Here is a 16,444-nt window from a genome sequence, read left to right as displayed (position 1 = left end):
ATTTACTTTGCAAAAATTTTACATATTATATCTTAGCAAATAAATTTTCTACTGCTTTTCTAGCTTCAAAAGCAGTTTTTTCTTCATCTATTGTAGTAAGTTCACCATTTCTTACCACTACTTTTCCTGCTATTATAGTATAATCTACAGGTGCTTTACATCCTACTGTACCTAGTATTGATTTTGGATCATATTCTGCACCTATAAATTCTATCCTATTAGAATTTATTATAAATAAGTCAGCAGCCTTTCCAACTGAAAGTTCTCCTATATCTTTTCTTCCGAGAACTCTAGCACTTCCTTTAGTGGCTAATTTTAATATATCATATCCTGTTGGTGCTTTATTACTCCAATTTAATCTATGAAGTAAATAACAAATTCTAAGCTCTTCCAAAAGATTAGATCCATCATTACTTGCGCTTCCATCGACAGCCAATCCGACAGGGACATCTAAATTTATCATTTCTGGAATTCTTGCTATTCCTGATGCTAACTTCATATTAGAAATTGGGCAATGTGCCACTCCAGTTTGTGTTTTTGCTAGAACTTTAAGTTCATCAGTATTAAAGTGAATTCCATGAGCATACCATACATCATTACCAACCCAATTAAGAGTTTCCATATATTCAAGAGGTCTCATATTAAATCTTTCAAGAGTATACTTTTCTTCATCCTTTGTTTCTGCTAAATGTGTATGAAGCCTCACATTATATTTTCTAGCTAAAGCTGCGCTTTCTTTCATAAGTTCAGCTGTAACATTAAAAGGAGCACATGGTGCTAAAACAACTTGTCTCATAGAAAACTCATTTGCATCATGATATTTTTTTATTAGTCTTTCAGAATCATATAAAATCTTATCCATTTTTTGAACAACTGAATCTGGTGGAAGTCCTCCATCTTTCTTGCTTAAATTCATACTTCCTCTTGATGCATGAAACCTAATACCAAGCTCTTTAGCTGAATTAAATTGTTCATCAATAAGAGTTTCTTCAGCTTTTTCTGGGAAAAGATAATGATGATCAAAACAAGTCGTACAACCGTATTTCATTAATTCTCCCATGCCAACTAAGGAACTATATCTTACTGATTCAGAAACTACGCCTTTCCATATCTCATACAAGGTAGTTAACCAATCAAAAAGCTCCATATTTTGAACTTGTGGTAAATTTCTAGTAAAGGTTTGAAAAAGATGATGATGGCTGTTTACAAGTCCTGGATACACATACATATCCTTTGCATCAATTACCTCATCTGCCTCATATACATCATTTCCTATATATTTTATAACTCCATCTTCAATATATAAATTTACATTTTCAAATAAATTATCTTTCTCGTCGCATGTCACTAAAGCTTTTATATTTTTTATGAATAAGGTATTTTTCATAATAAACCCTCCACTTTTTATAAATTAATTAGCTTTAACTCACTTCAATTTTCTTTATTCTTCTAATGATTTTTTGGTTGCATTAAATATCTTTTGGTATCCTGTACAACGACATAAATGTCCTGAAATTTCTCTCTTTATTTCTTCATCAGTAAACTTTTTACCACTATTTACAAGAGAAGTAGTTGTAAGAACTAACCCTGGAGTACAAAAACCACATTGTACTGCACCTTCTTCTATATATGCTTTTTGTACCTTTGAAAGCTCTCCATTTTTTTCTACTCCTTCTACTGTTAAAACCTCTTTTCCATCTGCCCAAACAGCCATATATATACATGAATCTATTGGTACTCCATCTACCAATACTGTGCAAGCACCACATTCTCCAACAGAACAACCTCTTTTTACTCCTGTATAATGTAATCTTTCTCTTAATACATCTAATAAAGTTTCTCTTATATCCACTTCTAAACTATGCTTTTTTTCATTAATTATAAGAGTTATTTTCTTCATAAATTCATTACTCATTAACTACACCTCCAGCCCTTTTAATTACCTCTAAGATTCCTCTATTAGTTAATTCTTTTATCAAATGTTCTCTAAAATCCTTAGATCCTCTCCATGAATTTCTTGGCTTAGCATTTAGCAATGCTTTTTCTGATATTTCAATAATATTATTCATATTTATTTCAATACCTTTTGCAAAATTTTCTGCTTCTAAGCATCTTATTGGAGTTGGTGCTGCTACCCCTAATGATATTCTTAAATCCTTAAATTTATTATTTTCAATAAATCCAACTACTGACACGCCTAGCATTGCAATATCCATAGCTTTTCTATTACTAAATTTTATATAATTTCCTTTATACCCTTTATAGTCTTCTTTTCTTATTATTATCTTTACTAATATTTCATCTGGAAGAATACTAACTTTACCTGGTCCTAAATAAAATTCTCTTATTGGCACTACTCTTTCTTCATTTTTACTTCTTAGTAGAAGCTGCGCATTTAGTGCAAATAATGTTGTTGCACTATCTGCTGAAACTGCCCCATTACATACATTCCCACCAATAGTTGCCATATTTCTCACTTGTGGTCCACCCATAGATACTGCTGCTTCTGATAATACATATATATTTTCATTTATTATTTTATCTCTAAATATATCTGTAAATGAAGCCATAGATCCTATTTCGATATCCCCATTATCATTTAACTTTATTGCTTTTAGCTCATCTATATTTCTTATACTTAAAAGTTCAATTCCAATCATATTTCCGTGGTGTAATTTTATTAATACATCTGTTCCACCAGCAATAATTTTTATATTTTCTTTATTATCTAAAATATCTAAGGCTTCTTCTATAGTTTTAGGTTCGTAAATATTACTTATATCAAACATTTCTCTTCCTCCTTATATTAGTCCAAGTTCTTTAAATTTCTCAAAAACTGACTGAGGATTCATTGGAATTTTATTAAAGGCAACTCCAGTTGCATCTAATACAGCATTACGTATTGCTGGTGCTGGTGATATTGTTGTATTTTCGCCGAGAGATTTCTGACCAAAGCCAGCTGCTGGCTCAAATTTCTCTACAAATGCAGATCCTATATTAGGTGTATCCATTATTGTCTGTAATTTATAATCCAATAAATTATTATTTAATGTTTTTCCTGTTTTTTCATCAAATAACATTTGTTCTGAAAGTGCATATCCTAAAGACATACTAACTCCACCGTGTACTTGTCCTTCTGCTAATTTATGATTCATTATTATGCCTGAATCATGCACATTATAAATTTCTAATACTTCTATTTGTCCAGTTCTCATATCTACTTCCACTTCTGTAAAGGTTGTACCATATGCTATTGAATTACTTCTAACATTTACAGATGTATCACTTGTTATAGGTGCAGATTTTATTCTGTCATAGAATGATTCCATAGCTATTTCTTCTAATGAACAAATAACTCTTCCCAATTCTTTCTCTATAATATTACAATTTTCCATATTTAATGCTTCTTTATCTAATCCACATTTATCACTTGCAAATTTTAAAACCTTGTCTCTAACCTCTAAAGCAGCTTTTTTAACAGCTGCACCTGATACAAATGTTTGTCTTGATGCATAAGATCCTGTATCGAAAGGTGTTATATCGGTATCTTGATTACTTATAACATGTACCATATCTAGAGGTAACCCCAATACTTCTGCTACCATTTGTCCAAATACAGTATCACTACCTTGTCCTATTTCAGTAGCCCCAATTTGTAGTTGAACTGACCCATCTTGGTTCATAACTATTCTTGCCCCTGCAGCTTCTAATGAAACTGGATGTGTACCACTAAAATAGCTAAAGCAGGCCATTCCTAGACCTCTTCTTTTATCTCCTCTTTGATTCTTATATAAATCTTTCTTTCTGTCCCAATTTATTAACTCTTTTCCTTTTTGAATACATTCAGGAAGTGCAAAAGCTCTAGCAATATTTTTGCTAACTGGCTCTACATATCCTTCACTAATTAAATTATTTAATCTAAATTCTATTGGATCAATATTTAATTTTCTTGCTATATCTTCAACATGACTTTCAAGAGCAAAAAACATCTGCGGTGCTCCATATCCTCTCATTGCACCTGCTACTGGTAAATTTGTGTAAACTGTCTTTGGATTATATTTAATTGAATTAAAATTGTACAACGGTCTAAATTTTCCACCAGAACTCATAGTTACTGAATGCCCATGTGAAGCATAGGCTCCATTATTAACTAAATTCTCTATAGATGTTCCAAGTAGCTTACCATCTTTTGATACTGCAGTTTTAAATTTAAATTTCATAGCATGTCTAGTTCTACTATCTATAAAGCTTTCCTCTCTACTTAAACTATATCTAACAGGTCTACCATTTACAGCTAAGCTCATTGCTACTGTTAGCGGTTCCAATACTACGTCTTGTTTATTCCCAAAACCGCCTCCAATATAAGGCTTTATTACTCTTATTTTTCCCCAAGGGATTCCAAATGCTTGTCCCACTACTCTTCTTACTATATGAGGTATTTGTGTAGATGAAACAACTACAATTCTTCCTTCGCCATCAACATATGCATATGCGCTATGATTTTCCATTTGACAATGTTGTACTATACTAGTTTCATAAATACCTTCAAAAAAATTATCGGCATTTTTAAAATCTTCATCTACATCTCCTGATTCTGATCCCATTTGACTTAGAATATTATTAGGTCTTTCTTCATGTATAACTGGTGCACCTTCTTTTATTGCATCTTCAGGATTTATAATGTGCGGCAAAACTTCATATTCAACCTTGATAAGTTTTAATGCTCTTTCTGCAATGACTTCATCCTTTGCTACAACTGCTGCCACAGCATCCCCAACAAATCTTGCCTTATCGGTTAGTATAAGCCTATCTTCAATATCTCTATGGCTAGCTTCTAAGGACCAAGGATGTCCTGCTGTAGAGAATTTCATATTTGGCAAATCTTTATAGGTTATTATTCCTTCTACACCCTCTATTTTTTTAGCTTCGCTCACATCTATATCTTTTATTTTCGCATGAGCATAGGGACTTCTCAGAACCTTTCCAATAAGCATATCCCTTTCAAAAAAATCATCAACATACTTTGCCTTTCCCGTAACCTTAGCAACTGCATCTATTCTATCTACATTGCTTCCTATTACTTTATAAGTCATTTTACACCTCCAAAAATACTTTTTTGTAACTGTTTACAGAAGTAGATTGTTTAAATTTTATTCCTTTTGTAATATGCTGTCAATAATTACTTTTTATGTTTATATTATAAGAGCAAAAAAATTCTTATTTTATTTTTTTACTCTTACTTACTATTTTAATAATCTATATTCGTCAATTTTTCTATATAATGTCGCTATCCCAATACCCAATTTTTTAGCTATCATTTTTTTATCCTCTGTTGTTGTTCCATAAATATCTAATGCTTTTTTTATTTCCATTTCTTCTAATTCTTTTAGAGGAACAATCTCGCTTCTATCTAATGTTCTCTCAATTTTCTCACATAATAAAATATTCTTAGGTATCACTTCTTTATCTATTATTCCATCTATACCTATCATATTAACTATAAATTCTATTGTATTTTCTAGCTCTCTAACATTTCCTGGCCAAGAATATCTATAAAAAGCCTTCTTTACCTCTTCTGTCATTACTATATTATCAAAGCTCTTATCTAATAAATTTGTATATTTATTAATAAAAAATTTTATTAATACCTCAATATCATCTATTCTTTCCCTTAATGGAGGAATTTCAAAAGGTATTACATTTAATCTATAATATAAATCTTCTCTGAATTTATTTTCCTTTATTAATTCCTTTAAATTTTTATTTGTTGCTGCAATGACCCTTACATCTATATCAATTTCTTTATTTGAACCAACTCTCGTTATTTTTCTTTCTTGAAGTACTCTTAGTAGCTTTGTTTGAAGATAAATTGGCATATCACCAATTTCATCTAAAAAAATAGTGCCCTTATTTGCAAGTTCAAATTTTCCTATTTTCCCCATAGGGTCTGCTCCAGTAAATGCACCTTTAACGTATCCAAATAATTCACTTTCTAATAGAGTATCTGGAATTGCTCCACAATTTATAGCAACAAATGCCTTCAACTTTCTATTTCCTTCATTATGTATAGCTCTTGCAAATACTTCTTTACCAGTCCCACTTTCTCCTGTTACTAATACAGTTGAAGTTGATAAAGCTATCTTTTTTACTTTTCTTTTCAAATCCTGCATTATATTAGTTTGTCCTAAAATATTTTCTGTCTTTATTACATTTTTTATATTAGTATATTCTGATATATTATCTCTAAATCCTTTATAGTCCCTAAATACGAAAATTTTATCAAACTGATTATCATTTAGTTCCATAGGAAAAATATTACCTATAAACTGAAATGATTGATTACCAATAACTACTTTATATATTTCCATCTGAAATAAGCTATCCCCTGTAGGTTCAATAGACACCTTTGATATAAAAAAGTTATCAACATGTTTAATTAGTTCTACACCTTTAGAATTTATATGTGTTACTTTATCATTTTTGTTTAATACCATTACTCCTTGATCCATTTTATCTATAATTAAATTTAATGATTTTACTACTACATCTTCCCTTTTCCTTTGAAGATCTTCATATGCTGCTGTGCTTATAAATTCAGCTATTTGCTCCATAAATGCTTTATAATTTTCAAATCTAGCAAGTATTTGATCTTTTTGCTCTTTACTAAAACAAACTAAGCCTATAACACCAATAATTCTCCCTTGAAACTTTATTGGTGTACTCATTTCAAATAGTTCTTCACATTTTCCTCTTTTTATACAACTGCTACAAATAATATCTTTTCCTGGTTCAGTTATAGCTTTAAATTCTCCAGTTTTTAATACTTCTCTATACGCATATCCTTGCTTTGATATATCTTTATCTATTCTATTTCTATAAGCTCCTGTTGCTGCAATTCTTATTAAATTTTCATCTACGACCTCTACATCAACCATTAGTATTTTTTCTACTATATTTACATATTTCATTACAGCACCTTGGATTTCTTTCAATATAGACGACATACCCTAACACCTCTTTTAGCTTTTTATATAACCATAGTTTACTCATATATTTATAGCAATTCTTATGCCATTATTTTACTAATATATAATTATAATATTTTACTATGCTATTGCCTTAAAATATATTAAAGGCTATGCATAATAATTCTACTTTTTTTATGCATAAGCCTTATTAATCAAATTATCCTTCTATTTTGTTTCTTTCTTTTTCTTCATCTTCTATACTTTGCTTTGGCAAAATCGAATTTAATAGTATTACTACTATAGTGGTTATTACAACTGGTGAGCTTCCAAAAACCATTCCCACTCCACTTGGAAATGCATCTAAAACTCCTGGAACCTGTGTTACTCCCATTCCAAGAGCAACTGAAAGACCAACAATACTCACATTTCTACTTGATAGTTCATCTTTAATTATTATCTTAATACCAGTCATAGTAATCATTGCAAATACAATAACAGTTGCTCCACCTAAAACGCTTTGAGGTATTGTTGTTATTAACGCTCCAAACTTAGGTATAAATCCTGCAATTAACATAAATACAGCTGCTATAGCTACTACAAATTTACTAATAACTTTTGTCATAGCAACTATACCAACATTTTGACTATAAGTTGCTGTTGGAAGTCCTCCGAAGAAAACACCTAATACACTTGATATCCCACTTGCTATTATACCTCCAGAAATCTCTGTATCTTTTGCATCTCGACCTAGCCCTCCTTCTGTTATCGCCGAAAGATCTCCTACAGCCTCAACAGAATTAACTATATATATTACGCTAATAGATATTATTGCAGAAGGTACAAATTTAATTCCAAAATGCATAGGTGTTGGCATTTGTATCCAAGAAGCTTCCATTATCGGTGTAAAATCAACTCTTCCTAGTACTACTGAAAATGCATATCCTACAACTATCCCAATTAAAATGGAAGCTAATTTAGCATATCCCTTTGTAAAGTGATTGCAAAATAGCACTACAATTAATGTAAGTATAGCTATCCCCCAATTAATCGGATAACCGAAATCGCTTACACCAGAGCCTCCAGCCATATATCTTATAGCTGTTGGATATAAAGATAACCCTATTGAAAACACCACAGTTCCTGCAACTAATGGCGGAAATAGTTTTCTCATTGGCTTTAGGAAAGCTCCAAATAATATAGCTACAAATCCACCAACTAATTGAGCACCAAAAATAGCTTCTATACCATAAGCCATCCCTATTGCAGTTAAAGTTGGTACATAAGTAAAACTAACACCAATTACCATTGGCAATCCTGATCCTATTTTCCATATAGGATATAATTGTATTAATGTTGCAATTCCTGCTAAAAAAAATGAAGCTTGTACCAAAAGAGTTGTATCACTTACTCCAAGTCCCGTAGCTCCAGCAACTATAAGTGCAGGAGTTACATTTCCAACTATCATGGCAAGTAAGTGTTGCAGTGATAATGGCATTGTTTTTTTTAATGAAGGTACTCCATCTAAATCAAAAATTGAAGTACTTCCAGTCTTATTTTTTCCTAATTGTAACATAATAATATATTCCCCCTCATGTAAATTTAATAATTTAAAATTAATACATCACTCGAGAATATATGATAATTATCAACTCAAAAATTTCTTCTCATTTTGATAATAACCCTATTCTTATATATCTTTAGTAATAATTTCTATTACTTGAAATATTGATTATTATATATATATTTAAACATTTGCTACCACAATAGAAATCTTAATTTCCTTATGTTAATAATAAAATAAACTCACAAACTCATTTAAATTATAATAATTATTAAGAATTAAAGACTATATATATGTTTAAGTTTTATATACAGCCTCTAATTTTATCCCTCTATCTTGCTTCTTTCATTATCTTCATCTTCAATTGTTTGCTTTGGTAATATTAAATTAAGTAATATTACAGTAATTGTTGTTATTACTACTGGCGAACTACCAAATACCATATTCACCCAACTCGGGAAAGCATCTAAAGCTCCAGGCACTTGTGTTATCCCCATTCCAAGAGCAACTGAAAGTCCAACTACACTTACATTTCTACTTGAAAGTTCATCTTTTATAATTACTTTTATTCCTGTCATAGTTATCATTGCAAATACAATAATAGTTGCTCCGCCTAAAACGCTTTGCGGTATTGTTGTAATTAGAGCTCCAAACTTAGGTATAAACCCAGCAACTAACATAAATAAAGCAGCTAGCATAATTATATACTTACTTACAACTTTAGTCATTGCAACAATCCCAACATTTTGACTATAAGTAGCTGTTGGTAACCCTCCAAAGAATGCTCCAATTATACTAGATACTCCATTTGCCATTATTCCTCCTGATAATTCTATATCCTTCGGCTCTCTACCTAATCCACCTTCTGTTGTAGCTGAATAATCTCCAACAGCTTGTACTGAATTAACTATATAAATTATTACCATAGATATGATAGCAGAAGGTATAAACTTTATTCCAAAATGCATCGGTGTTGGAACTTGAATCCATCCTGCATCTATAATTGCTGCAAAATCTACTCTTCCAACTATTATAGAAAAAACATACCCAACAATTATTCCAATTAAAATAGATGCTAATTTGGCATACCCCTTTGTAAAATGATTACAAAATAAAACTACAACTAAAGTAACAAGAGCTATAATCCAATTAATAGGAGATCCAAAATCTTTCGCTGCTGCTCCTCCAGCCATATATTTTATTGCTGTAGGATATAATGATAACCCTATTGTAAATACAACAGTTCCTGCAACTAACGGTGGAAATAGCTTTCTTAAAGGTTTTATGAATGCCCCTACTAATATAGCTGCTATACCGCCTATTAATTGTGCTCCAAATATCGCCTCTATTCCATAAGCTGAACCTATAGCCGTTAAAGTTGGTACATATGCAAAGCTTATCCCCATAACAACTGGTAATCCAGAACCTAACTTCCAAATAGGATATAATTGCATTAATGTTGCAATACCAGCCATGAACAATGAACATTGAACTAATAAAGTCTTATCACTCAAATCCATACCTGTAATACCTGCAACTATAATAGCTGGCGTTACATTTCCTACTATCATGGCAAGTAAGTGTTGTAAAGATAATGGCATGGCTTTCTTTAATGATGGTACCCCTTCTACATCAAAGATTGAAGTACTCTTCTTATTTCTTTTACCCATCTCTAACATATGATATATTCCCCCTCATGTAAATTTTAAATTTAAACTAAATACATCACTCGAGAATATATAGCTATTATCATATTGAAAAATCCTTCTCATTTTGATAATAGTTCTATTCTTTTACACAACATAAGTAATCGTTTAAATTTTCATATTGTTTTCACATAGCTATATGTTTAATTATTTGTAACTTAAAAGAGCCTTTAAAGTTTCACTTACTTTACAAAGCAATAAGTGTGCCAAACTTTAATAGGCTCTTAAATTACTATATTTACTTTTTCCCCTTATTTTCCCTTTATAAAACAATATTTAAGCTATTAGTATGCACATAAATATTAAAATGATATCATAATTGCTTATAAATGATGTATTTACTAATATAAAATTATCAATTCGAGTATATCAATTTAATAATTTTTATCATAATGATATTACCAAATTACCTCATGTTCTATATTAAACTTTATTAATAATCTATATATTAAACTTACCATATTCCACATATTTTCTGATTCGTCTTCACAATCAATTATTAAATATGCATTCTTATCTTCAGTATAACACTCAACTATTATATCGTACCCTTCATTAATAAAATAATCTTCTAATATTTTAGCAAGATTGTCCCCTTTTTCATATAAATAATTTTCCCCTAACTTCAACTCTACAACATAATTTAATTTTATAATATTATACAGATGTAAAATTCTCTTATATGTAGTATTAATAGTATTTAATTTTTTCTTTTTGAACTTCCCTTTAATTCGCTGTCTCACTTCTTTTCCCTCACCATATAATTAATATTCAATTATTAATTTGCTTTTTAAGCTTTTTATCTTCTATATAAGATACTATTATAGAAGATATCATAAAGAAAATTCCTAAATACAAAATAGGTCTATTATCTTCAATAGGACATGCTCCTACGGGCAAGTCCTTTCTTACTTCGTATATTTTATAAAAACTATATAAGCTTACAACTACAGCTATAGTAAATAGTATATTAGATAGTTTAATTATTTTTTTCACTATTATTTTCACCTTTCATAAAGACTTAATAAAAACATAATTTTATTGTAACATATTTATGTAATTTCGTGAATTTTTTTGTATTATTTTCAAAGAGCTTATTAGGATATTCAATATTATTAAAAATAATATTGATATCTGTAAGATATAATTATTCTAATTAAGTCTACAAATTTTAAAGTAAAAAAGTAGACTTAGATAAGTTTAATTCCTCATTCCTTTCAAAAAAAGGCAACTCAAACTTATCTATGTCTACTTAAAAGCTTAAGGAAGAAACATATAAAATAATCTTATTCAAATTAATTTTAAATATTATTCCTTAGTAATATCACAATATATTCTTAGTACTTCTCCAACACTCCAAGCTTGTGAATAACATCCTCTACTTGTAGATGAAAATTCTCCATCAAAAATTTCTGCTATTCCATTTATACATCCATCTTTCATATGATCTTCAAATACAGATATCATTTCTTTTGCTTTTTTTATAGATTTTTCATCATAATAATTTACTTTGCAATAAGATGTAATAAATGGTCCAATTAAAAATCCCCAAGTTGTTCCCATATGATAAGCTAAGTCTCTTTTAAATAACTTACCTATATATTTGCTCTTGAACTCTTCATCCATAAATGAAAGAGATCTTAGCCCATAAGTTGAATATAAATGCTTATATGCAACTTCAACAATATTTTTTTCTTTTTCTCTATCTAATATTGAAAATGGTAATGAAACTGCCCATAATTGATTTGGACGAATCTTATCATCCTTTTCATCTATTACATCAAAAAGGCATTTTTTATCTTCATTCCAAAACTTTTTATTAAATGAATCCTTCACTTTCAAAGACAGTTCTCTATAGTTTAAATCTTCTTTATTAAATTTAATTCGAAGCTCCTCCATTATACATAAAGCATTGTACCATAAAGCATTTATCTCTACAGGCTTACCATGTCTTGGAGTTACAACAACCTCTCCAATTCTTACATCCATCCAAGTTACTTGATCTACACCAGAACCTGCAAAAATTAATCCATCTTCATCCATTCCTATTGAAAAATCTGTTTTGGTAGAATATGCTTTGAAAATATCTACTAATTTATCATATATTTTTTTCTCTATAAACTTGTAATCTTCATCATTACCTGTGTATTTTAAATATTTATAAACGGCTTGAAAATACCAAAGTGATGCATCTACTGTATTATATAAAGGTTCAGTATTGGTATCTGGAAATAGATTAGGTACTAGTCCATTTTTCACATATTTAGAAAATGACTCTAAAATTTCTCTTGCCTCTTCAAATCTCTTAGTACATAAAACTAATCCTTCAAATGCAATCATTGTATCTCTTCCCCAATCAGTAAACCACGGATATCCTGCTAATATAGTTTTAAGCCCTGTACTATTTCTATTAACTATAAAATGATCAGAAGCTTTAACAAGGTTACTTGCAAAATTATCTTTATAACCTGCTTTTCTTACCAAATCTTCTGCTCTCTTTTTATATTCTTCTTCTATTTCAAATCCCGTTTTATTTATTTCTTCTTCTAAAGTACATATTACATAAAATCTTTTTGTTTCCTTAGCTTTTATTTTTATATTAATTTCGTATGGAGTATAATGATTATCTACACCTAAAAATCCTGTTCTATTATCTATCATATAATATTGATTTTCTTCAAATATATAGTTAGGTGTCGCCATTGTAGTAGGTATTAAGCTTCTGTCATAGTATTCACCTTCTGATGTATAAAAGGTAATTTTTAAATTCTTATTTTGCTCTGGTATTAAAATAAGCCTATTCCCTTCAACCTCTTTAATAAATTTTAAGTTTGACTTCTCAATAGAATCTCCTGATAATCTATAATTAATTAATGGTACTATTTTGAAATTCAAGTCTTCAATTCCATTTTCTATTTCATAACAAACGGCAGTTGTATTGTATCCATACTCCATTGAAATACTTTTTTTAATTATCACATCTTCTACTCTATAAATATACTCTGGAATCGTATCAAAATTAAATCTCTCTAAGAACTCTTGCCCATTCTTTGATGTATTAATATATTGTTGAGATGTTAAATCATAGATTCTTCCATTTATACTTACTTCTTCTTGAGTCCTTGTAAGTATTAAATATCTATTAACTGGTGGGTTTAACGCTGCTATTAGATATCCATGATGCATCATAGCACTTCCACCGGAAACTGTACAATTAGAATATCCGCCTATTCCATTTCCAATCATCCATGATAACTCATTTCCTTCTTCTATTGTTTTAAAAGAACTTCTTCCATAACTATATATTTTTTCCACCTATATCCCTCCAAACCTTCTTTAGATTTTGCTTTTCTTATTAATTATATAATTAATCATATATTTCTTTAATTGTATATAAGTACAAAAAAGAGTTCATTAATTTATATATTTTACAACATTATACTGTTGATAATTATTAATTTATTATTTCATGTGTAACATTTATATCTTTATATTCATATGATTATAATATCTATTAGCTTTATGGCTAATCCATATAAATTCATCTCCTTCATTAATTATAAAAAAAGAATCAAGGCTTTTGCCTTGATTCTTTTTTATAATTCTCCAAATTTTATACTTATTTTCTTAAATGCTACTTCCTTTGTTAACGTAAGATTTTCTGGATCTATTTTAATTTTAAATATATTAGGACATTTTTCTAATCTCCATAATTTCATAAACTTAGGGGTTGCCGTTAAACTAGCATAATATTTTTCTTCAAAATCATCAAAAAACTCAAGAAACTCTAACTTACTAAGTTTATCAATATCTAAATTATCCTTTTTTATATTTTTTACTATTGGAACAAAATATCTTAATGGAATTTCATAATTATATCTTCCTTTTATCTTTTTTCCCTCTAATATTGCTCTTTTTAAAAAAGGAAATTTTACTATATCATCATCTTTTAAATTAATTTTAAAAATAGGTTCTTCATTTTTACCCTTTTGTATTTTTATTCTAATCATTTGCTTCACCTTTAGTTTATATTTAATTTATTCCCATGAATCCCAAATTTCCTTCTTATACCCAAGAGTTGCTACATTTCCATTTCTAACTATAGGAGATTTAAATAACTTAGGATTTTTCAATAAAATTTCTTCTTTCATTTCATTACTTCTAATTTTATCTAGATTTAAATTTTTATATTCTTTACTTGATTGATTTATTAATTCATTTATTGAAATGTTCCTTTTAACGGAATTAAGTTCGCCTTTACTAAGACCTTTAATATCTATATCTATAAATTGAAAATTTATTTTTCTTTCTTTAAAATATCTTTCTGCTTTTTTTGTATCAAAGCACTTTTTTCTTCCAAATATTTGTATATTCACGTAATTGCCACCTCCTAATGTCTTTTTATTATAACATAAATTTATATTATATATAAAAAACAGATTATTTACCCATTATATATTTAAAAATAGTTCTAATTATCATATATAAAGAAATACTTTGCTTATAGTCAATAGGGATAATAAAATTACTTTAATAATATTATTTATAGAATATTTCTTTCTCATTGGTACAAGCTAATTAATATTAAAAACAAATAATCTAGATATAATTAAATCTTTGTATTGTGTAGTTAGAACAATTATTTATTAATAACAACTAACAAAGATTTAAATATAGTTTAATACCGAATATCTATCATCCCCCCTTATAAAACATTATTAAAAGAATTAATTAATGCTTTATGATAATTAAGTATAGGCTGAAAATAGATTTTCTATAGTATAAAAAAACTATTACATATTTTCTTAGGCTTTTTTTATTCTGATTTATTTTGATAAAATATGAACTTTTTTACTATATTATTCTATATTAATAATTAAGATGAATTTTTAAGGATGATGATTTTGCAATATCTTATTTTAATTTTAAAAGTTTTTATTATAGAATATGTAATTATATTTTTGCATGAACTTTCTCATTATGTTATATCTTTATTTTTAGGATTTAAATGTTCTTTTTATCATGTAATTCCTTTTACTCTTTATAAAGATGGTACTAAATTCAAACTCAAATTTAAGCCTTTGATACAAGGTGATATGACAAGTAGATTGCATTTTAACTCAATAAAAGTATCTTCTAAAATAGAATACAACATACTTTTAAAAAAGCTTAAAATATTTCTTTGGATTGGACCTGTATTTGATTTTATAATATTTATTTTATTCTTTTGTATTGGAGTCAGCAATGTTAAATACTCGTATTTAGCTTTAATTTCACTTATTCATTTATCTATTACTACTCTTAATTTCTTTAACAGTGATGGTAAATATGCAATAGGAGCAAAAGAAGATCCTAGAATTGCTTTTGACTTAGTTAGAAGCTTTACTATTTGTGGAAATGGAGAAATTCCATATGAAAGCAAAAGGATTCTTACTGATACACATATGGAAATTGCAGAAGGGATAACTTTAGAAAAGTTTGACGTAAATGACCTTTGGAACTTTTTAAATAATATTTCTTTTTTCACTAACTCTCTTTTAAGTTTTTTAAATAAAGATCTGTTAATTATACATCCGTCAACCTTCAATTTTTTTGAAAGTTTAATTAATGATTTCGATGATATAAAGAAATATGACTATAGGCAGGTAGAAAAAACTTCTATTGCTATTATCTATTATTTTATATATAAAAAGCTTAAAGAGAAAACTTTTTATCCAAATGATAATGCTATAAATAAAGTTTATACTGGTTGTAATTCAACTTATTTTAGAAAGTTATTTGATTTATATTTCAATTCTAACAATAATGACATTGAATATTTAATTAATGAATATAACATGCCAAATTATATATCTCACTGTGAAGGTTATAATAAACTTCTTATAAATATTATTAATTTATATAAAAATACAATGATGTAGTTAAATGGACTGTATCAAAGTAAATTTTGATACAGTCGATAAAAATTAAAGTTCTAATTTGAGCTTCCATTTTGAGTATGTATAAATAATATATAAAAATTTCTATTTAAGTTTAAAAACGTATTTAAGTAAGTAAAATCAATGGTTTAAAAGGGGCTCGCATTTTGGTCTGACCCCTAAAAAGTAGACATTGTTAAAAGGGATATATCATTGTGAATTACAAAAATGGCTTCGATATTTAATTGGAGCCATATTTTTTAACCTTTTTTGAAATCTAATATTATTATA

General features: G+C 28.4%; 14 protein-coding genes. 1 reads left to right on the top strand and 13 read right to left on the bottom strand.

Features of this window, described 5'->3' with window-relative positions:
• Window positions 1-25: 25 nt before the first annotated feature.
• The 12 genes from J7M87_RS03010 to J7M87_RS02955 form a co-directional block, all read right to left on the bottom strand.
• Window positions 26-1,387 (bottom strand): 8-oxoguanine deaminase, encoded by a 1,362-nt coding sequence (locus J7M87_RS03010; RefSeq protein ID WP_291648535.1) that lies wholly within the window; start codon window positions 1,385-1,387, stop codon window positions 26-28.
• Window positions 1,388-1,441: 54 nt separating this feature from the next.
• Window positions 1,442-1,915, bottom strand: coding sequence for a xanthine dehydrogenase subunit XdhC (gene xdhC, locus J7M87_RS03005; protein ID WP_291648533.1), 474 nt, complete (start codon window positions 1,913-1,915; stop codon window positions 1,442-1,444).
• Window positions 1,908-2,789, bottom strand: a complete 882-nt coding sequence (xdhB, locus tag J7M87_RS03000; RefSeq protein WP_291648531.1) for a xanthine dehydrogenase FAD-binding subunit XdhB — start codon at window positions 2,787-2,789, stop codon at window positions 1,908-1,910. The genes xdhC and xdhB overlap by 8 nt, the downstream gene beginning before the upstream one ends.
• Window positions 2,790-2,801: 12 nt before the next feature.
• On the bottom strand, window positions 2,802-5,093 hold the full coding sequence (xdhA, locus tag J7M87_RS02995) for a xanthine dehydrogenase molybdenum-binding subunit XdhA (RefSeq protein ID WP_291648529.1): 2,292 nt from the start codon (window positions 5,091-5,093) through the stop codon (window positions 2,802-2,804).
• Between the two features lie 150 nt (window positions 5,094-5,243).
• Window positions 5,244-7,004, bottom strand: coding sequence for a sigma 54-interacting transcriptional regulator (locus tag J7M87_RS02990; RefSeq protein WP_291648527.1), 1,761 nt, complete (start codon window positions 7,002-7,004; stop codon window positions 5,244-5,246).
• A gap of 181 nt (window positions 7,005-7,185) precedes the next feature.
• Window positions 7,186-8,541 carry a nucleobase:cation symporter-2 family protein gene (locus J7M87_RS02985; protein ID WP_291648525.1) on the bottom strand — a complete coding sequence of 452 codons (1,356 nt, stop codon included), beginning with the start codon at window positions 8,539-8,541 and terminating at the stop codon, window positions 7,186-7,188.
• 311 nt (window positions 8,542-8,852) lie between these two features.
• Complete coding sequence (locus tag J7M87_RS02980) at window positions 8,853-10,208, bottom strand: nucleobase:cation symporter-2 family protein (RefSeq protein ID WP_291648522.1); 1,356 nt, start codon at window positions 10,206-10,208, stop codon at window positions 8,853-8,855.
• Window positions 10,209-10,633: 425 nt separating this feature from the next.
• On the bottom strand, window positions 10,634-10,978 hold the full coding sequence (locus J7M87_RS02975) for a hypothetical protein (RefSeq protein ID WP_291648520.1): 345 nt from the start codon (window positions 10,976-10,978) through the stop codon (window positions 10,634-10,636).
• Window positions 10,979-11,006: 28 nt separating this feature from the next.
• Complete coding sequence (locus J7M87_RS02970) at window positions 11,007-11,231, bottom strand: hypothetical protein (RefSeq protein WP_291648518.1); 225 nt, start codon at window positions 11,229-11,231, stop codon at window positions 11,007-11,009.
• Window positions 11,232-11,543: 312 nt separating this feature from the next.
• Window positions 11,544-13,550: an amylo-alpha-1,6-glucosidase gene (locus tag J7M87_RS02965; protein WP_291648516.1), complete on the bottom strand. Its 2,007-nt coding sequence runs from the start codon at window positions 13,548-13,550 to the stop codon at window positions 11,544-11,546.
• A 281-nt stretch (window positions 13,551-13,831) separates the two neighbouring features.
• Window positions 13,832-14,245 (bottom strand): hypothetical protein, encoded by a 414-nt coding sequence (locus tag J7M87_RS02960; protein WP_291648514.1) that lies wholly within the window; start codon window positions 14,243-14,245, stop codon window positions 13,832-13,834.
• 27 nt (window positions 14,246-14,272) lie between these two features.
• Complete coding sequence (locus J7M87_RS02955) at window positions 14,273-14,611, bottom strand: arsenate reductase family protein (RefSeq protein WP_291648512.1); 339 nt, start codon at window positions 14,609-14,611, stop codon at window positions 14,273-14,275.
• A 519-nt stretch (window positions 14,612-15,130) separates the two neighbouring features.
• Between J7M87_RS02955 and J7M87_RS02950 the strand changes: the two genes are divergently transcribed.
• The gene (locus J7M87_RS02950; RefSeq protein ID WP_365844320.1) at window positions 15,131-16,156 is read left to right on the top strand and encodes a site-2 protease family protein; all 1,026 of its coding nucleotides are present in this window, start codon (window positions 15,131-15,133) and stop codon (window positions 16,154-16,156) included.
• Window positions 16,157-16,363: 207 nt separating this feature from the next.
• Here the strand turns inward: J7M87_RS02950 and J7M87_RS20405 are convergent.
• Window positions 16,364-16,444: IS3 family transposase (locus J7M87_RS20405; protein ID WP_365843969.1), on the bottom strand; the 81-nt coding region annotated here is incomplete at its 5' end.

This window comes from Clostridium sp., from assembly GCF_017888565.1.
Classification (GTDB): Bacteria; Bacillota; Clostridia; order Clostridiales; family Clostridiaceae; genus Clostridium.
This window is presented reverse-complemented; position numbering and strand designations above follow the sequence as displayed.

Excerpts from the sequence above, each read along its gene's own strand:
- J7M87_RS03010 (WP_291648535.1), bottom strand. The coding sequence starts at position 1,387 with ATGAAAAATACCTTATTCATAAAAAATATAAAAGCTTTAGTGACATGC.
- xdhC (WP_291648533.1), bottom strand. The coding sequence starts at position 1,915 with ATGAGTAATGAATTTATGAAGAAAATAACTCTTATAATTAATGAAAAA.
- xdhB (WP_291648531.1), bottom strand. The coding sequence starts at position 2,789 with ATGTTTGATATAAGTAATATTTACGAACCTAAAACTATAGAAGAAGCC.
- xdhA (WP_291648529.1), bottom strand. The coding sequence starts at position 5,093 with ATGACTTATAAAGTAATAGGAAGCAATGTAGATAGAATAGATGCAGTT.
- J7M87_RS02990 (WP_291648527.1), bottom strand. The coding sequence starts at position 7,004 with ATGTCGTCTATATTGAAAGAAATCCAAGGTGCTGTAATGAAATATGTA.
- J7M87_RS02985 (WP_291648525.1), bottom strand. The coding sequence starts at position 8,541 with ATGTTACAATTAGGAAAAAATAAGACTGGAAGTACTTCAATTTTTGAT.
- J7M87_RS02980 (WP_291648522.1), bottom strand. The coding sequence starts at position 10,208 with ATGTTAGAGATGGGTAAAAGAAATAAGAAGAGTACTTCAATCTTTGAT.
- J7M87_RS02960 (WP_291648514.1), bottom strand. The coding sequence starts at position 14,245 with ATGATTAGAATAAAAATACAAAAGGGTAAAAATGAAGAACCTATTTTT.
- J7M87_RS02950 (WP_365844320.1), top strand. The coding sequence starts at position 15,131 with ATGATGATTTTGCAATATCTTATTTTAATTTTAAAAGTTTTTATTATA.